General features: G+C 59.3%; 14 protein-coding genes. 2 read left to right on the plus strand and 12 right to left on the minus strand.

The features are described from left to right. Positions 1-84: 84 nt before the first annotated feature. From apaH to lptD, 6 genes are read right to left on the minus strand one after another with little or no spacing between them, the layout of a single operon-like run. Positions 85-906, minus strand: coding sequence for a bis(5'-nucleosyl)-tetraphosphatase (symmetrical) ApaH (apaH, locus tag J2Y91_RS11880; protein ID WP_048914808.1), 822 nt, complete (start codon positions 904-906; stop codon positions 85-87). A 15-nt stretch (positions 907-921) separates the two neighbouring features. Then, positions 922-1,299 carry a Co2+/Mg2+ efflux facilitator ApaG/CorD gene (gene apaG / locus J2Y91_RS11885; RefSeq protein ID WP_048914809.1) on the minus strand — a complete coding sequence of 126 codons (378 nt, stop codon included), beginning with the start codon at positions 1,297-1,299 and terminating at the stop codon, positions 922-924. Positions 1,300-1,301: 2 nt separating this feature from the next. Then, positions 1,302-2,135: a 16S rRNA (adenine(1518)-N(6)/adenine(1519)-N(6))-dimethyltransferase RsmA gene (rsmA, locus tag J2Y91_RS11890; RefSeq protein ID WP_048914810.1), complete on the minus strand. Its 834-nt coding sequence runs from the start codon at positions 2,133-2,135 to the stop codon at positions 1,302-1,304. Then, positions 2,128-3,120 (minus strand): 4-hydroxythreonine-4-phosphate dehydrogenase PdxA, encoded by a 993-nt coding sequence (gene pdxA, locus J2Y91_RS11895; protein ID WP_133624556.1) that lies wholly within the window; start codon positions 3,118-3,120, stop codon positions 2,128-2,130. Before pdxA ends, rsmA begins: the two co-directional genes overlap by 8 nt. Further along, complete coding sequence (gene surA, locus J2Y91_RS11900; protein ID WP_133624554.1) at positions 3,110-4,405, minus strand: peptidylprolyl isomerase SurA; 1,296 nt, start codon at positions 4,403-4,405, stop codon at positions 3,110-3,112. The genes pdxA and surA overlap by 11 nt, the downstream gene beginning before the upstream one ends. Positions 4,406-4,459: 54 nt before the next feature. Beyond that, positions 4,460-6,835, minus strand: coding sequence for an LPS assembly protein LptD (gene lptD, locus J2Y91_RS11905; RefSeq protein WP_133624552.1), 2,376 nt, complete (start codon positions 6,833-6,835; stop codon positions 4,460-4,462). A 147-nt stretch (positions 6,836-6,982) separates the two neighbouring features. On the opposite strand from lptD, the gene djlA reads away from it, so the two are divergent. Then, positions 6,983-7,807: a co-chaperone DjlA gene (djlA, locus tag J2Y91_RS11910; RefSeq protein WP_048914814.1), complete on the plus strand. Its 825-nt coding sequence runs from the start codon at positions 6,983-6,985 to the stop codon at positions 7,805-7,807. Positions 7,808-7,900: 93 nt separating this feature from the next. Here the strand turns inward: djlA and rluA are convergent, their stop codons facing one another. The 3 genes from rluA to polB all read right to left on the minus strand — a co-directional run bounded on the left by rluA (position 7,901) and on the right by polB (position 13,971). Continuing rightward, positions 7,901-8,554 (minus strand): bifunctional tRNA pseudouridine(32) synthase/23S rRNA pseudouridine(746) synthase RluA, encoded by a 654-nt coding sequence (gene rluA / locus J2Y91_RS11915; RefSeq protein WP_133625121.1) that lies wholly within the window; start codon positions 8,552-8,554, stop codon positions 7,901-7,903. 6 nt (positions 8,555-8,560) lie between these two features. Next, entirely contained in the window at positions 8,561-11,467 is a 2,907-nt protein-coding gene (gene rapA / locus J2Y91_RS11920; protein ID WP_048914816.1) for an RNA polymerase-associated protein RapA, read from the minus strand. Positions 11,468-11,607: 140 nt separating this feature from the next. After that, positions 11,608-13,971 (minus strand): DNA polymerase II, encoded by a 2,364-nt coding sequence (gene polB / locus J2Y91_RS11925; RefSeq protein ID WP_133624549.1) that lies wholly within the window; start codon positions 13,969-13,971, stop codon positions 11,608-11,610. Positions 13,972-14,130: 159 nt separating this feature from the next. Here polB and J2Y91_RS11930 point away from each other — a divergent pair, with 159 nt between their 5' ends. Then, a complete protein-coding gene (locus J2Y91_RS11930; protein ID WP_133624547.1) occupies positions 14,131-14,892 on the plus strand; it encodes a DedA family protein in 762 nt (253 codons plus the stop codon). Here J2Y91_RS11930 and thiQ read toward each other — a convergent pair. The 3 genes from thiQ to thiB are packed head-to-tail and all read right to left on the minus strand — an operon-like array spanning position 14,872 to position 18,141. Beyond that, the gene (gene thiQ / locus J2Y91_RS11935; protein WP_133624545.1) at positions 14,872-15,585 is read right to left on the minus strand and encodes a thiamine ABC transporter ATP-binding protein ThiQ; all 714 of its coding nucleotides are present in this window, start codon (positions 15,583-15,585) and stop codon (positions 14,872-14,874) included. The two genes, J2Y91_RS11930 and thiQ, sit on opposite strands and share 21 nt — an antisense overlap. Beyond that, positions 15,569-17,179 (minus strand): thiamine/thiamine pyrophosphate ABC transporter permease ThiP, encoded by a 1,611-nt coding sequence (thiP, locus tag J2Y91_RS11940; RefSeq protein WP_133624543.1) that lies wholly within the window; start codon positions 17,177-17,179, stop codon positions 15,569-15,571. Before thiP ends, thiQ begins: the two co-directional genes overlap by 17 nt. Then, on the minus strand, positions 17,155-18,141 hold the full coding sequence (gene thiB / locus J2Y91_RS11945) for a thiamine ABC transporter substrate binding subunit (protein ID WP_099753880.1): 987 nt from the start codon (positions 18,139-18,141) through the stop codon (positions 17,155-17,157). Before thiB ends, thiP begins: the two co-directional genes overlap by 25 nt. Positions 18,142-18,308: the final 167 nt, after the last annotated feature.

Consider the following 18,308-nt stretch of genomic DNA (forward strand, 5'->3'; position numbering starts at 1 on the left):
GCCCGTAAAAATACGGGTCGGGCATGCCCGTAAAAACACGGGTCGGACATGCGCATAAAAACACGGGTCGGGCATGCCCGACCCCTACGGGGCGCTGCGATTCGATACCTGAGTAAATACCCGCTTATCCTCCCAGCGCAGCATGGTTAAGGTGCCACCCCAGCAGCAGCCGGTGTCCAGCGCAATTATCCCTTCCGGCGTTCCTTTACCTTCCAGCGAAGCCCAGTGACCGAAGGCAATGGTGTAGTCGCGTGATACCGGGCCGGGAATGGAAAACCACGGTTTCAACGGTGGTGGCGCGCTGTCCGGCGCTTCTTTGGCGATCATATCCAGCTGCCCGTTCGGGAAGCAGAAACGCATACGCGTCAGGGCATTGGTGCTGAAGCGCAGGCGCGCCAGCCCGGTCAGTTCCGGTACCCAGTTGTTAGGCATATCGCCATACATCGCATCAAGGAACAGCGGATAGGTGTCGCTGCTCAGCACCGCTTCCACTTCACGCGCGCAGCTGATGGCGGTGTCGATGTCCCACTGCGGGGTAATACCGGCGTGCGCCATCACCAGCTTTTTCTCTTCATCCACCTGCAGCAGCGGCTGGCGACGTAGCCAGTTGATCAGCAGGTCGGCATCTGGGGCTTCCAGCAGCGGGGTAATACGGTCTTTCGGCTTGTTGCGGCTGATCCCGGCGTAGACGGCCAGCAGGTGCAGGTCGTGATTACCCAACACCATTTTTACGCAGTCGCCCAGATAGCGCACAAAACGCAGAACTTCCAGTGAGTCAGGCCCGCGCGCCACCAGATCGCCGGTTAGCCACAGCTGATCGACCTGCGGGTCAAAAGCCACCTGGTCAAGAAGTGAACGTAGCTCGTCGTGGCAACCGTGGACATCGCCGATTAAATAAGTGCTCATGCAGTAACGCCGGATTTAGTGAATATGGGTGGCAATCGCCAGGCGGAAAACCGGGATATCGACAAGGAACAGAGAGCCATCAGGTTCGGCCATCTGATAGTGGCCCTGCATGGTGCCCATTGGGGTTTCCAGAATGGCGCCGCTGGTGTACTGAAACTCGCCGCCGGGTTCGATGTGCGGCTGCTCACCGACCACACCTTCCCCCTGTACTTCGGTTTCACGCCCGTTGCCGTTGGTGATCAGCCAGTAGCGGCCAATCAGCTGAACCGGGATACGCCCCAGATTACGAATTGTGATGGTGTAGGCGAAGACATAACGCTCATCTTCGGGCGCTGACTGCGATGCAATATAGCTGCTCTGCACCTGGACACAAACTCGGGGCGTATCGATCATGATCAGTTCTCCTGCGGCTGTTCCTGTGACTGTGGGTGCGCAGTCAACCAGTTTGCCAGCTGGCAATATTGCTTCACGCTGATGTTCTCAGCGCGCAGCGTCGGGTCGATGTTTAGCTCCGCCAGCACTTCAGCAGAGAACAGGTGACCAAGGCTGTTGCGCAGCGTTTTGCGGCGCTTGCCAAAGGCTTCAGTGGTGATACGGCTTAGCGCGCGGATATCCTCAACGGGATGCGGGATTGTCTGGTACGGCATCAGTCGCACCACGGCAGAGTCCACTTTTGGCGCCGGAGTAAAGGATTCTGGCGGCACTTCCAGCACCGGAATAACCTGGCAATAGTACTGTGCCATTACGCTCAGGCGGCCATAGGCTTTACTGCCCGGTCCGGCAACCAGACGGTTAACCACTTCTTTCTGCAGCATAAAGTGCATATCTTTGATAGCACCCATGTAGCTGAAGAGGTGGAACATCAGCGGCGTAGAGATATTGTAGGGCAGGTTGCCGAACACACGTATCGGCTGGCCTTTCTCCGCAGCGTAGGCGGCGAAATCAAAGGTCATCGCATCCTGCTGGAAAATGGTCAGCTTAGGGCCAAGGAACGGATGGGTTTGCAGGCGTGCGGCAAGATCGCGGTCAATCTCGATCACCGTCATGGCATCCAGACGATCGCCTACCGGCTCCGTCAGAGCAGCAAGACCAGGGCCGATCTCAACGACCACTTCACCTTTTTGCGGGTGGATGGCGTTGACAATACTTTCGATAATGTAGGGATCGTTAAGGAAGTTCTGTCCAAAACGTTTGCGGGCAAAGTGACCCTGGTGAACGCGACTATTCATTACTGCTCTTAATCATGGTAATGGCGAGGTTAAGCGCCGTCTTAAAGCTGCCCGCATCGGCCTGACCACTGGCGGCCAGCTCTAAAGCTGTCCCGTGATCTACTGACGTGCGGATAAATGGCAGACCGAGGGTGATATTCACCGCCCGACCAAAGCCCTGATATTTTAGCACCGGAAGCCCCTGATCGTGATACATCGCCAGCACCGCATCGGCATGCTGCAGATATTTCGGCTGGAACAGGGTATCCGCAGGTAGCGGTCCGGTTAACTGCATGCCGCGCTGGCGCAGCTCATCCAGCGCCGGAATGATCACATCGATCTCTTCCCGGCCCATATGGCCGCCTTCCCCTGCATGCGGGTTAAGGCCACAAACGTAGATGTGCGGCTGCTCCAGCCCGAACTTGCTTTGCAGGTCGGCGTGCAGAATGGTGATCGTTTCATGCAGGCTGTCGCGGGTGATACTGGCGGCAACGTCTTTCAGCGGCAGATGGGTGGTGGCCAGCGCCACGCGCAGCTCCTCCGTTGCCAGCATCATCACCACGCGTTCGCGATGAGCGCGCTCAGCGAAGAATTCGGTATGGCCGCTGAACGGGATCCCGGCATCGTTGATCACCCCTTTATGTACCGGCCCGGTGATCAGCGCGGCAAATTCTCCGCTCAGACAGCCGTCGCAGGCGCGGGCGAGAGACGCCAGCACGTAGCCGCTGTTCTCCACGCACAGCTGCCCGGCGACCACGGGCTGGGCAAGAGGAAGCGGCAGCACGGTCAGCGTGCCCGCCTGCTGCGGCTGGGCTGGGCTGTCTGGCTGATACTCGCGCAGCGTAAGGGGTAAATGCAAAGCTGCCGCGCGGGTGCGCAGCAGCTCGGGGTTAGCACAGACAACCAGTTCAACCGGCCAGTCCTGCTGGGCCAGCTGAACGATTAAATCGGGACCAATCCCGGCGGGTTCGCCGGGAGTGATCGCGACACGTTGATTACTGAGCATTCGCATCCAGAATCTTCACATAGGCAGAAGCACGCTGTTCCTGCATCCAGGTCTGGGCTTCTTCAGAGAACTTACGGTTGAACAGCAGACGGTAAGCGCGCTCTTTCTTCGCCGCGTCGGTTTTATCCACCTGGCGGGTATCGATCAGCTGAATCAGGTGCCAGCCGAAGGAGGAGTGAACCGGTGCGCTCATCTGGCCTTTGTTCAGGCGCAGCAGGGCATCACGGAACGCCGGATCGAACACTTCCGGTGAGCTCCAGCCAAGATCGCCGCCCTGGTTCGCGGATCCCGGATCCTGAGACAGCTGTTTCGCGGCGTCGGCAAAGGTCAGCTTGCCGCTGTTGATCTGCGCTGCCACTTCCTGCAGCTTCTGACGCGCCTGGTCATCGGTCATGATCGGGGACGGCTTCAGCAGGATGTGACGGGCATGAACTTCAGTAACGGAAATACTTTTGTTATCACCGCGCACGTCGTTCACTTTCAGGATATGGAAGCCAACACCTGAGCGGATTGGGCCGACGATATCGCCTTTCTGTGCGGTGACCAGCGCCTGAGCAAACAGCGATGGCAGCTCCTGGAGACGGCCCCAGCCCATGTTGCCGCCTTTCAGCGCCTGTGGGTCAGCCGAGTAGGTGATCGCCAGCTTGCCGAAGTCAGCGCCGCCTTTGGCTTCGCTCACCAGCTGTTTTGCCAGCGCTTCCTGATCGTCAACCTGCTGCTGCGTTGGGTTTTCCGGCAGTGGCAGCAGGATATGGCTGATGTTCAGTTCGGTGCCGGCATCGTTCTGCGAGGCCATCTGCGTGGCTAACTGGTCCACTTCCTGCGGCAGAATGGTCACGCGACGACGCACTTCGTTATTACGCACTTCTGAGGTCAGCATCTCTTTGCGGATCTGCTCACGATAAGTGGCGTAGTTCATGCCGTCGTAGGCCAGGCGGCTGCGCAGCTGATCGACAGACATTTTGTTCTGTGCGGCGATGTTGGCAATCGCCTGGTCCAGCTGCTGGTCGCTAACCTGAATACCGGCCTGTTTTGCCATTTGCAGCAGGATATTGTCCATCACCAGACGCTCAACAATCTGATGGCGCAGGGTTTTATCATCGGGCAGCTGCTGACCAGCCTGCTGAGCCTGGCCCTTTACTGACTGCATCATGCCGTCAACATCACTTTCTAATACCACGCCGTTATTGACGACGGCGGCGACTTTATCAACGACCTGCGGGGCTGCAAACGCGGTGCTGGCTGTCAGGGCTGCACCGAGGATCAGCATTCTCCAGTTCTTCATACTTTTTCCATTCTTCTATCCGCACTGCGGGTTGGCATACCAAACATTACAACATCAGAAAGCGCGCTGATAAGGCAGGATGCCCTGACGCAGCATTTGACCGGTGCCTAAGCCATAACTCGGGCTGAGACCACGCAGTTCAATGTTGAACGAGATTTTGTTGTCGTACTTACTGTTGTCGTTTTCCCAACCGTTGATTTTGCGCTCGTAGCCAAGGCGGACCGCATAGCAGCAGGAGCTGTACTGCACGCCCAGTAGCTGGTCAGCAGCCTGGTTAGCTTTGGTATCGTAATACCAGGCACCCACCACGGACCACGCATCGGCGATTGGCCAGCTGGCGGTTGCACCCACCTGTGAAATCTCCTGCTGCCACAGCGGGTTGTTATACCCGGTAAGCGTCTGCTGGACATATTCTTTGCTGGTATAACGGTAGTTCAGCTGCACCATACGGTCCGCATCACGGCGATATTCCAGCACGGCGTTGCCCTGCGAAACATCATTCAAACGGGTGTCATACTGCACTCCGCCGCGTGCTGCCCAGCGGTCGCTGATCTTCCAGTAGCTGTCACCTGCCCAAATCAGGCTGCCGCGATCGTCTTCACCAACGGTGTTCACTCCGGTACGAGACGGGGTGAACGAGTAGATTTGACCAATGGAAGCGTTAAAACGTTCAACCAGATCGTTATCAAAAATTCGCGTGGTCACGCCGGTGCTGACCTGGTTGTTCGACGCAATGCGATCCAGGCCGCTGTAGGTGCGGTCGCGGAACAGGCCGGTGTAGTCACTCTGCAGCAGCGTGGAGTCATAGGCACGAATGTCGCTCTGGTCGCGATACGGCGTGTAAAGGTACTGCACGCGCGGTTCCAGCGTCTGGGTGTAACCCGGTGACCAGTCCATGTCGCGGTCGAAGACCATCTTGCCGTCAACCTTGAACTGCGGCATGACGCGGTTAACCGTGCCCTTGAGCTGGTTATCAGCGCTGCTGCTCAGCGAGTTGTAATACTCAATGTCATCCTGCTGATAGTGGGTCGCCAGCAGTTTGGCTTCGGTATTCAGGCTGCCCCAGCCGTTCGACATCGGCAGATCCAGCGTTGGCTCCAGGTGCAGACGCGTGGCATCCGGCAGCCTTTGGTTCACGTTGGTAAACTTCACCGCCTGCGCGTAAACGTGAGTATCGAACGGGCCAACATCATTCTGGTACCAGTTCATATCGAGCTGAGGTTCAGCGCGATAGACATCGTTGTTCGCATTGGTTGAGAAGATCTGGAACTGCTTGGTCGACAGCGTGGCATCCCAGTTGGTATCGGCGTAGCCAATGCTGAACTTCTGCGTCACATAGCCGTCGGTAGTCGATCCATAAACCGAGTCGAGATCGGTAAAGTAGTAGGGATCGCTGACTTTGGTGTAGTCAGCGCTGAAGCGCCAGTGCTGATCGTAGACACCGGCATGGCGCCAGTAGAACAGCCAGCGGTTCGAGTCTTCATCCGTCGGATGCTTATCTTCATAGGTGCGGTCAGAGCCGAGGTAGTCGAACTGCAACAGACCGGCACCGGCGGTGGTCAGGTAGCGGAACTCATTCTGCCACTGCATGCCGCGGCGGCTGATATAGTGCGGCGTAATGGTGGCATCGGCCTGCGGCGCGATGTTCCAGTAGTACGGCAGCATAAACTCGAAGCCGCTGTTACTACCGTATTTAGCATTAGGGATCAGGAAACCTGAACGGCGCTTATCCCCGACCGGCAGCTGCAGGTACGGGCTGTAAAACACCGGCACCGGGCCGAGTTTGAAGCGGGCGTTCCAGATTTCGACCAGCTGCTCGTCGCTATCGTGGATCACTTCTGAACCCGCCACGCTCCAGCTGTTCTGGCCCGGCAGGCAGGAGGTAAAGGTGCCGTTTTCCAGAATGGTGTAGCGGTTATCGTCGCGCAGCTTCATCTGGTCTGCCTTACCACGGCCCTGACGTCCCACCATCTGGTAGTCGCCGTTCCAGACGTTGGTGTCTTTAGTATCCAGATTCGACCAGGCTTTCGGACCTTTCAGGATGACCTGATTGTCGTCATAGTGCACATTACCCAGTGCATCAACCGTGCGGGTCGGGGTAGTTTGTCCGCTGAGCATCCTTTGATGCAGCTGAACTTCGTCGGACTGCAGGCGACTGTTGCCCTGACGAATGTCGACATTGCCGGTAAAGACCGCATCATCGGGATAGTTGCCTTTGGCTTTATCCGCGTCAATGGTGACCGGCAGTTCGTTGGTTTTACCCTGTACTAAAGGACGGTCGTAACTGGGCACCCCAAGCATACATTGAGATGCGAGGTCATCGGCCAGGCCCTGCTGGCTGTAAAGCGCTGAACCGATTAGGGTGGCCAGCAACGTAGGTAGTCTTTTTTTCATACGCGGTATCGAGAATTCCGTGATCACTGGCATCATGCCGACAAACGGTCAGAGACTAACTTACTCAACTGCGTTGCGCTAGTCTTTATCCTGGTTGTTTGACCGCGTACCAATAGGCTATGGGATAAATGACAGGTATGATAATGCAATTTTTAGCCTTCAGCATGGCGAATTGAGGAGTATATGCGCTATTGGGGAAAAGTATTGGGTCTTGTGCTGGGATTATTGTCCGGTGCAGGCTTTTGGGGCGTCGTTTTTGGCCTGTTGGCCGGCCATTTGATTGATAAAGCGCGTGCGCCAAATCGACAGGGCTATTTTGCTAACCAGCAGACGCGGCAAATGCTGTTTTTCCGCACCACGTTCCAGGTGATGGGCCATTTAACCAAATCCAAAGGGCGGGTGACGGACGCGGATATCCAGATGGCAACGCTGCTGATGGACCGCATGCAGCTGCATGGCGAAGCGCGCACCTCGGCACAGCGCGCGTTCCGTGAAGGCAAAGAGGGCGATTATCCGCTGCGCGATAAACTGCGTGAGCTGCGCAGCGCCTGCTTTGGCCGTTTCGATCTGATTCGCATGTTCCTGGAAATTCAGATTCAGGCGGCCTTTGCCGACGGTTCACTGCACCCTAACGAACGCCAGGTGCTGTATGTGATTGCCGAAGAGCTGGGCATATCCCGCACCCAGTTCGATCAGTTTCTGCGCATGATGGAGAGCGGCCAGCAGTTTGGCGGCGGCTATCAGGGCGGCGGTGGCTCTTCGCAGGGCGGCTTTGCCGGTGCACGGCGTGGTCCCACGCTGGAGGACGCCTGCAGCGTGCTTGGGGTAAAAAGCAGCGACGATGGCACTACCATCAAGCGCGCCTATCGCAAGCTGATGAGCGAGCATCACCCGGATAAGCTGGTGGCGAAAGGGTTACCGCCGCAGATGATGGAGATGGCGAAGCAGAAAGCGCAGGAGATTCAGTCAGCGTATGACCTGATCAAGCGCGAGAAGGGATTTAAATAAGGCTGAAAAAAGGGCGGACCGAAAAATAACGTCCGCCCCTACCGTAGGGGCCGATCATCTGTTCCGATCGGCCCGTATCACTGGGTCAATAAATTAAAACTCCGCCGGCTGCCGGAACGTCATTGGCGTGCCGTACTGCGGGTGGCTGATGCTCAGGCTTTCGGCATGCAGCTGCAGCCGGGGTGCCATCGCTTTCGCCGCGTCGTGCGCGTAAAAGTTATCGCCGAGGATCGGGTGGCCGAGCGCCAGCATATGCACGCGCAGCTGGTGGGAACGCCCGGTAATTGGCTTCAGCTGTACGCGCGCGCTGTTATCACTGGCGTAGTCCAGCACCTGATACTCCGTCTGCGCCGACTTACCCGTATCAAAACAGACCTTCTGCTTTGGCCGGTTCGGCCAGTCACAGATCAGCGGTAAATCGACCAGCCCTTTCTCCGGCTGCGGATGGCCCCAGACGCGCGCCACGTAAGTTTTCTGCGGCTCGCGCTCGCGGAACTGCCGTTTCAGCTCGCGCTCGGCGGCTTTGGTTAGCGCCACCACCATCACGCCGCTGGTGGCCATATCCAGCCGGTGCACCGACTCCGCCGCCGGGTAATCACGCTGGACGCGGGTCATGATGCTGTCCTTGTGATCGTCCAGGCGGCCGGGAACCGACAGCAGCCCGCTGGGTTTATTGACCACCATGATGTGCTCATCCTGATACAGGATATGCAGCCACGGCTCCAGCGGCGGATTGTAGGGTGCCATCATCATTTACTGGTGCGTCACAACAATCAGACGCAGCGCATCAAGACGCCAGCCTGCTTCATCAAGATTGGCCAGCACCTGCTCGCGGTTGCTTTCCAGCGCGTCAATCTCATCCTGACGGATGTTAGGATTGACCGCGCTCAGCGCCTGCAGGCGTGACAGCTCGGCGCTCAGCTTTTCATTAGCTTCCACGCGTGCTGCATCAATCACTTTACGCGCTTCCAGCGCGGCCGGCTCTTCTGACAGCTTAATGATCTCATGTACGTCCTGTTGCACCGCATTGACCAGCTTGCTGCCGGTGTGGCGGTTAACCGCATTCAGCTGGCGGTTGAAGCTTTCAAACTCCACTTTGGCCGCCAGGTTGGTGCCTTTGCGGTCTACCAGCATGCGGATAGGCGTTGGCGGCAGGAAGCGGGTCAGCTGCAGGTGCTTCGGCGCCTGAGCTTCCACCACGTAGATCAGCTCCAGCAGCAGCGTGCCGACCGGCAGGGCTTTGTTCTTCAGCAGCGACAGCGCGCAGCTACCGGTGTCGCCGGAGAGGATCAGATCCAGCCCGTTACGGATGATCGGGTGCTCCCAGCTGACGTACTGCGCATCTTCACGCGACAGCGCCTGGTTGCGGTCAAAGGTGATGGTGCAGCCATCTTCCGGCAGACCCGGGAAGTCCGGCACCAGCATATGGTCGCCCGGCGTCAGGATGATCAGGTTATCGCTGCGATCTTCCTGATTAATACCGACGATATCGAACAGGTTGAGGGCAAAGTTGACCAGCTCAATATCGTTATCCTGCTCGGAGATCAGGTTAGCCAGCGCCTGGGCTTTTTCGCCGCCGTTGGAGTTCAGCTCCAGCAGACGGTCACGGCCCTGTTCCAGCTGGGCTTTCAGGCCGTCGTGCTGCTTGCGGCACTGGCGGATAAACTCATCCAGCCCTTCCGGGTTCTCCGGCGCGGCGAGATACTCAATCAGCTGGCTGTAGGCGCTGTCATACACGGTACGGCCGGTCGGGCAGGTGTGCTCGAATGCATCCAGCCCTTCGTGATACCACTGCACCAGCACCGACTGTGCGGTTCTTTCCAGATAAGGCACGTGGATCTGAATATCGTGCGCCTGACCGATACGGTCGAGACGGCCAATACGCTGCTCCAGCAGGTCCGGGTTAAACGGCAGGTCGAACATCACCATCTGGCTGGCGAACTGGAAGTTTCGCCCTTCAGAGCCGATTTCAGAACAGAGCAGCACCTGCGCGCCATCCTCTTCCGAGGCGAACCAGGCCGCCGCGCGATCGCGTTCAATAATTGACAGCCCTTCATGGAATACGGCGGCACGAATACCTTCGCGCTCGCGCAGGACCTGCTCCAGCTGCAGTGCTGTGGCGGCTTTAGCGCAGATCACCAGCACTTTTTTATCGCGGTTGCTGGTGAGGAAGCCCATCAGCCACTCAACGCGCGGGTCGAAGTTCCACCAGGTGCCGCTGTCGCCTTCAAATTCCTGATAAATCTGCTCCGGGTAGAGCATGTCGCGGGCGCGTTCGTCGGCTGACTTACGCGCGCCCATAATGCCGGAGACTTTGATTGCCGTCTGATACTGCGTCGGCAGCGGCAGACGGATCTGATGCAGTTCGCGTTTCGGGAAGCCTTTGACGCCGTTACGCGTGTTGCGGAACAGCACGCGGCTGGTGCCGTGACGGTCCATCAGCATGCTAATCAGCTCCTGGCGCGCTTCCAGCTTGCCTTCGCGATCGCTGTTGGCGGTTTGCAGCAGCGGTTCGATATCCTGCTCGCCCATCAGGTCATTCAGCAGGTTCAGCTCATCGTTGCCGATGGTTTTATCGGCCAGCAGCAGAGAGACCGCGTCGGCAATCGGGCGGAAGTGCTTCTGCTCTTCCACAAATTGCGCAAAGTCGTGGAAGCGATTCGGGTCCAGCAGGCGCAGGCGGGCGAAGTGGCTCTCCATTCCCAGCTGTTCCGGGGTGGCGGTCAGCAGCAGGATGCCGGGGATCTGCTCGGCGAGCTGTTCGATCACCTGATATTCGCGGCTTGGTGCCTCTTCGGACCACACCAGGTGATGAGCTTCATCCACCACCATCAGGTCCCATTCGGCATCGGCCAGTTTTTCCAGGCGCTGTTTGTTGCGGCGCACAAAGTCGAGCGAACAGATAATCATCTGCTCGGTTTCAAATGGGTTATCGCTGTCGAGCTGCGCCTGAGCGTAGCGGTCATCGTCGAACAGCGCAAAGCGCAGGTTAAAGCGGCGCAGCATTTCCACCAGCCACTGATGCTGCAGCGTTTCCGGTACCACGATCAGAATACGCTCGGCACGACCGGCCAGCAGCTGCTGGTGGATGATCATCCCGGCTTCGATGGTTTTACCCAGGCCTACTTCATCGGCCAGCAGCACGCGCGGCGCGTGGCGGCGGCCAACATCGTGCGCGATATGCAACTGGTGCGGGATCAGGCTGGTGCGCATGCCGCGCAGGCCGCTGGTGGCAAGGCGATATTGCTCACTCTGATATTTACGCGCGCGAAAGCGCAGCGCGAAGCGGTCCATGCGGTCCAGCTGGCCGGCAAACAGGCGGTCCTGAGGTTTACCGAACACCAGCTTGCTGTCGAGCATTACCTCGCGCAGCACCACATCGCTTTCCTCAGTATCAAGGCGGGTGCCGACGTAGCTGACGACGCCGTTGACCGTGTTGACTTCGGTAACTTCCATCTCCCAGCCTTCGTGACTGGTAATGGTGTCGCCCGGGTTGAACACCACGCGGGTGATCGGAGAATCATTTCTGGCGTAGAGACGGTTTTCGCCCGTAGCAGGAAAGAGCAGGGTGACCATGCGTGTATCGACGGCAACCACAGTTCCCAATCCCAGTTCGCTTTCCGTATCGCTTATCCAGCGTTGACCAAGTGTAAAAGGCATAAATATTCGGCTCGATTCTCGTCTGGTGTGTTTCAGGTGTTAGCATTCCGCCCGGCGATAATAAGGCCCGGCAGTGAATTCAATCTGAGTGAAAACAGGAAGGGCGCTATGGTACTGGAAGGCTGCCCGTTCGTCACCTGTCAAAAAAGCCCCATTTGTCCGGTCACCAGTGTAGCAAAGTCATCATGCATGAAGGGCAGAATGCCATCGGCCACCGGCTGCAGCTGGCGCTCAAGGTAGTGATCGTAGTCCAGCGGCGTAATGCGCGCTTCCAGCGGTTCCGGTCCGCTGGTGGCAATCACATAGCGGATCTTGCCGCCGTTCTGATACAGCAGCGGGCGGCCAAGCTTTTGATTCTGCTCATCGGCGATGCGCGCAGCGCGCACGTGCGGCGGCACGTTGCGCTGATATTCCCCCAGCGGGCGGCGCAGGCGCTTGCTATAGGTGAGCTGATCGTCCAGCTCGCCATCCAGCAGCTGGCGCACGGTTTCGCGAATGTAGTCCTGATAGGGCTGGCCGGTGAAAATTTTCAGGTACAGCTCCTGCTGGAACTTCTGCGCCAGCGGCGTCCAGTCGGTACGTACCGTTTCCAGCCCTTTAAATACCATGCGCTGATTTTCACCCTTGCGGATCAGGCCCGCATAACGTTTTTTACTGCCCTGTTCGGCGCCGCGAATGGTCGGCATTAAAAAGCGGCTGAAGTGGGTTTCATACTCCAGCTCCAGCGCACTCTCGACGCCGTACTCCGCCTGCAGATGCTGTTGCCACCAGCGGTTCACTTTCTCCACCAGCTGATGACCGATTTCAGCGGCGCGGGTTTCGTCGTGCGCCGATTTTAGCCAGACGAAGGTGGAGTCGGTATCACCATAAATCACGTCATAGCCTTCGGCCTCAATCAGCTCGCGCGTCTGGCGCATGATGTCATGGCCGCGCATGGTAATTGACGAGGCCAGCCGCGGGTCGAAGAAGCGGCAGGCGCTGGTGCCGAGCACGCCATAAAAGGCGTTCATGATAATTTTCAGCGCCTGCGACAGCGGCTTGTTACCCTGTTTTTTCGCCGCTTCGCGCCCCTGCCAGATCTGGTTAACGATCTCCGGCAGGCAGTGGGTGGTGCGCGAAAAGCGGGCGCCCAGGTAGCCGCCAACGGAATCGGCCTCGTCAGGGTGCGCCATTCCTTCCACCAGCCCGACCGGGTCAATCAGGAAGGTGCGGATAATCGACGGATACAGGCTTTTATAATCCAGCACCAGCACCGAATCATACAGGCCGGGGCGTGAGTCCATCACGTAGCCGCCGGGGCTGGCCTGCGGGGCGACTTCACCCATATTTGGCGCGACAAATCCGGCGCGATGCATGCGCGGCAGGTAAAGATGGCTGAACGCCGCCACCGATCCGCCGTGACGATCGACCGCCAGGCCATTGACGGAGGCGCGCTCCAGCAGGAATGGCATCAGCTCGGTGTGCTGGAAGATGCGCGTTACCAGCTCGCAGTCTTTCAGGTTATAAAGCGCCAGCGCGGGCTTGTCCTCGGCGAAGCGCTGGTTGATCTCCTCCATGCGCTGCCACGGATTATTGATCGCTTTCCCTTCGCCGAGCAGCTCGCGCGATACCGCTTCCAGACTGAAAGAGTCAAAGTTCCAGAAGGCGGACTTCAGCGCTTCAATACCGTCTATTATCAGCCGCCCGCTGGCCTGGGCGAAGAAGACGCCGGGCTTAAACCCGTGCTCGCGCCACTCAAGCGCGCCGTTGTGTCCGCGCCCAAGCTGAAGAGGAATGCCGTAGCGGTCGGCGTGCTTTTGCAGCACGCGCAGGTCGAACTGCACCACGTTCCAGCCAATCAGCACGTCGGGGTCATGGCGGGCAAACCAGGCATTGAGTTTTTCCAGCAGCTGCGGGCGGGTATCAACGTACTCAAGGTTGAAGTTCAGCTGGCTGGCATCGCCGTTTTCCGGGCCGAGCATATAGACATCACGCTGGCCGCAGCCCTCCAGCCCGATGCAATAAAGCTCGCCGTGGCGGGTGGTCTCGATATCCAGCGACACCCACTTTAGCGGTGGGCGATAGTCGGGGTGGGGTTTCAGCCGGGTATTGACCAGGCGATCGCCGGAAGGCTGACCGCTGAACCACACCGGGGCGGTGATAAAGCGCTCCATCAGATAGCGCTCGGGCGGGCGCACGTCGGCCTCATACACGGCGATGCCGTTTTCGCGCAGCAGCTTTTCCAGCTTCTGCAGCTGACGGTTTTGCTTGCAGTAGAGGCCGACCACCGGGCGCTGGCGGAAATCCTTCAGCTCAAGCGCGGCAAAGCGCCAGTGCCGCTCACCAGCCAGTAAGGCCGCGGCATCCGCCTGCTGCTCTGCGGGGATAAACGCCACGGACTCCTGCGGCGGTAACACCACCTGCTGTGGCCCGCTGTCGGTTGCCAGCCACAGCACCACCTCACTGCCGGCGGGCGTATCGCGCCAGTGGCGGCTTAACAGGAATCCTGCACGTGCGTCGTTCACCCAAATTCTCCTGCATCATAATTCATCAATGATAGCATGTTTATTTATACAGTGATTGTGTTGTTCACTCGCCGCCATACGTTCCCATACAAATCAGGCCTTGACGCTTTCCAGCTGCCTCTGGAGAATCCAGGGTTCTTCTTACCGTTTTGGAATGATATGGAAGCCTGGCTGCAACATTTAATTACCCAATCACTGGCCTGGTCGCTACTGGCGATCGGCCTGGTGACTTTCTTTGAATCGTTGGCGCTGGTCGGGCTGCTGCTGCCGGGAACGGTGTTAATGGCTTCCTTTGGCGCGCTGATCGGCAGCGGGCAGATTGGGCTCTATCCTGCGTGGGCGGTGGGGACGATAGGTTGCCTGCTCGGTGACTGGATCTCCTATTTTATCGGCTGGCAGTTTAAAGGGCCGCTGCACCGCTGGTCGTTTATCAAAAAACACCAGAAGCTGATGGATAAAACCGAACATGCGCTGCACGCGCACAGCATGTTTACCATTATCGTCGGGCGCTTTGTCGGGCCTACGCGGCCGCTGATCCCGCTGGTGGCAGGGATGCTGGAGCTGCCGGTGCGCAAATTTATTCCGCCGAACCTGATTGGCTGCATTCTGTGGCCGCCGCTCTATCTGCTGCCGGGGATCCTGGCGGGCGTGGCGATTGACGTGCCGAAAGACGCCAGCAGCGGGATGTTTAAGTGGCTGCTGCTCGGCGTGGCGCTGCTGGTGTGGTTCGGCTGCTGGCTGTGCTGGCGCTGGCTGCGGGCGAAAAAGCAGAACGACTGGGCCACGCCGTTTCTGCCGGTTGCGCGCCTGCGCTGGTTAGCGCCGCTGGTGGCGGTGCTGGCGATAGCCAGCTTTACCGCGATTCAGTTCCACCCGATGATGCCGATTTTCCGCCATCTGTTATGGGAGGTGTTTTTCTAAAGTCACCCCGAGTACCGCCGCCTCCGGCACGGCACCGCGCTGCAACAGCGCGGTGCTGCCATCCCAGTAAACCCTTCCGTCAACGATCAGCAGGCTGCGCGGTGCGATGGTCGCGGCATCTTCAATGCTGTGCGACACCATCAGCAGCGTGATATTGCGCTCGGCACAGACCTCATCCACCAGCGCCAGCATCTCTTTACGCAGGGCCGGATCGAGGGCGGAGAACGGCTCGTCGAGCAGCAGGATCGGCTGTTGTCTCACCAGGCAGCGGGCGAGGGCCGCACGCTGGCGCTGGCCGCCGGAGAGCTGATGCGGCAGGCGCTGTAGCTCATCCGTCAGCCCGACGCGCTGGGCGATGTTCTGTAACTCATGCTTGTGCTGGTGGCTGAGCTTCAGCCCGGGGTGCAGGCCAAGGCCAATATTCTGCGCCACCGTCAGGTGCGGAAACAGGTTGTTCTCCTGAAACAGCATCGACACCGGGCGCTGCGCCGGAGGCGTCGCACGATGATCGCAGCCGTTTAGCCGCAGATCGCCGCCGCTGATCGGCAGAAAGCCGGCCAGCAGGCTCAGCAGGGTGCTTTTGCCCGCGCCGCTCGGGCCGAGGATCGCCAGCCGCTCGCCCGCCTGCGCGCTGAAGGTGAAGCGCATCGGCAGGTGGTTGTACAGATAGGTGAGATTAGTCAGGCTTAACATGGCGCCCCGGCAGTTTTTCAATCACGGTGAACAGCAGGAAGCAGAGCAGCAGCAGCAGCAGGGCCGTTACTGCGCCGTCGCTGCTGCGGTACGAACCTATCTGCTGATAGAGGTAGAACGGCAGCGTGCGGAAGTGCTCGTTGCCAAACAGCGCCACCGCGCCGAAATCCCCAATCGACAGTACGCAGGCAAAGGCCAGCGCCTGCGCCAGCGGGCGTTTCAGGGCGCGTAGCTCAATCAGCCGCAGGCGGTTCCAGCCGCGAATATCCAGCGATAAGCAGAGGCGGTTGTAGCGCTCGGCGATGTCGCGCAGCGGGTTTTCCAGCACCTTCATGGCATAGGGCACCGCCATCAGCGCATTGGTGAAAATAACGATGCCGTCCGCGGAGTCCGGTAGCCCGACGCTCTGGTTGAGCAGCAGGAAAAAGCCGGTCGCCAGGACAATACCGGGCATGGCGAGGATCAGCATGCCGCTTAGCTCCAGCGCCTGGCTCCACAGCCAATGCTGACGCAGGCGCAGTTCGCGGCTGCTCCACAGCAGCATCACCGTCAGCAGCACGCTCAACAGCCCGGCCCCGAGGGCGATGCGCAGCGAGGTAAACGTCGCCTGCCACAGCGCGGTCTGCTGCAATACGCCGCTAAAGCCCTGATTGAGCCCGTCAGCGACCACCGCCAGCAGCGGTGGCAGGATCAGCAGCAGCGCCAGCGCGATCAGCACGCCGTCAAGCAGGCGTGCGCGCCAGCTGTCCTGCGGATTACGCCAGCCGCCCAGGCTGTCGCTGCCCGCCGGAATCGCCTTGCTCAGACGCTGGCTCAGCACGACCAGCCCCAGGCAGCAGACCATCTGCAATAGCGCCAGCAGAGCGGCGCGGCCCGGGTCGTAGTCAAAGCTCAGCGCCTGAAAAATCGCCAGCTCGATGGTGGTGGCCTGCGGTCCGCCGCCAAGCGACAGCACCGTCGCGAAGCTGGCGAAACAGAGCATAAAGATCAGCGCGCCTGCCGGCAGGATCTGCCGCCGCAGCCACGGCCATTCGACAAGGCAAAAATGCGCCCAGCCGCCCAGGCCCAGCTGGGCAGCAAGCTGGCGCTGTTCGCCGGGGATCTGCTGCAAGGCCTGCAACAGCAGGCGCGTGGCCAGCGGCAGATTAAAGAAGACGTGCGCCAGCAGGATGCCCTGCAGGCCGTAAGGCGTGAACGAATAGTGGATGCCGAGCAGGGCGCAGAGCTGCGCCAGCCAGCCGCTGCGGCCATAGACGCTGAGAATGCCAAACACGGCGACCAGCACCGGCAGCACCATCGTCATGGCGCACAGCCGCAGCAGGGTGGCGCGCCCGGGAAAGCGGCGGCGATACAGCGCCCGCGCCAGCAGAATCGCCGGTAACACCGACAGCAGCGCCGACAGCAGCGCCTGGCCGAAGGAGAAGCGCAGCACGTGCCACAGATAGCTGTCATGCCAGAGTGCGCGCCAGTCGGTTGCGGGTGCATTCTGCCACAGGGCAAAAAACGCCAGCAGCGCCACGCCGATCAGCAGCAGTGCGGCAATCGCGCCGGGCAGCAGCCAGCCGGGGATTACTGGCTGACGGCGCGTTGCCATGCACTAATCCAGCTGCTGCGCTGGCTCGCTACGTCCCCGGCGCTGTACTGCAAAGAGGTGGCGGGCACGGTCAGGGTGTCGAAACCGGCAGGCAGGGTGGTTTTGATCGCCGGGTACATCCAGTTGCCGGTGGCGATAGTGTCCTGGAAGGCAGGCGTCAGAATGAACTGCATAAACTGCTGTGCCAGTTCAGGCTGCTTGCTGGCCTTCAGCTGCCCGGCCACCTCTACCTGTAGATAGTGGCCTTCGCTGAAGTTAGCGGCGGCGTACTGGTCTTTCTTCTCGGCAATCAGGTGATAAGCCGGGGAGGTGGTGTAACTCAGCACCATATCGCTCTCCCCTTTCAGAAACAGGCCATAGGCTTCGCTCCAGCCTTTGGTGACGGTGACGGTTTTCTTCGCCAGCTTCTGCCACGCCTGCGGGCTGTCAGCGCCGAACACTTTCTGCATCCACAGCAGCAGGCCGAGTCCCGGCGTGCTGGTGCGCGGATCCTGGTAAATGATCTTCAGCGGTCGGTCGCTCTCCACCAGCTCTTTCAGGCTTTTTGGCGGATTTTGCAGTTTGGTTTTATCATAAACGAAGGCGAACCAGCCGTAATCGAACGGCACGAAGGTGCTGTTGTGCCAGCCGCCCGGCACCGTGCTGCCGTGGGTGTCGACAGTGGCCGGGGCAAACAGCCCGGTCTTTTCGGCGGCATCCAGCAGGTTGTTATCCAGCCCCAGCACCACGTCGGCCTTGCTGTTTTTGCCTTCCATGCGCAGCCGGTTGAGCAGCGATACGCCATCCTCCAGCGCCACGTATTTCAGCTCGCAGTTGCACTGCGCTTCGAACGCTTTTTTTATCGCCGGGCCGGGGCCCCAGTCGGCGGAGAAAGAGTCATAGGTGTAAACCGTCAGGGTCTCTTTCGCCGCGAAGGCAGGCAGGGAAAACAGCACCAGCAGAGGCAGTATTCTTTTCAACACGTGGCGTTCCTTGAGTGGGGTGGGCCGCTAATCGCGGCTTAGAACCTATCCCATTAGGCTATTTTACTTGCCATTTTGAACCTGGGCAGTGCTCAAAATCCTCACGTACTGCGTGTACGCTCCGGTTTTTCCGCGCTGTCCGTGTCCAAACTGCCTGCGACAATAAC

It is taken from the genome of Erwinia aphidicola (assembly GCF_024169515.1).
Taxonomy (GTDB): Bacteria; Pseudomonadota; Gammaproteobacteria; order Enterobacterales; family Enterobacteriaceae; genus Erwinia; species Erwinia aphidicola.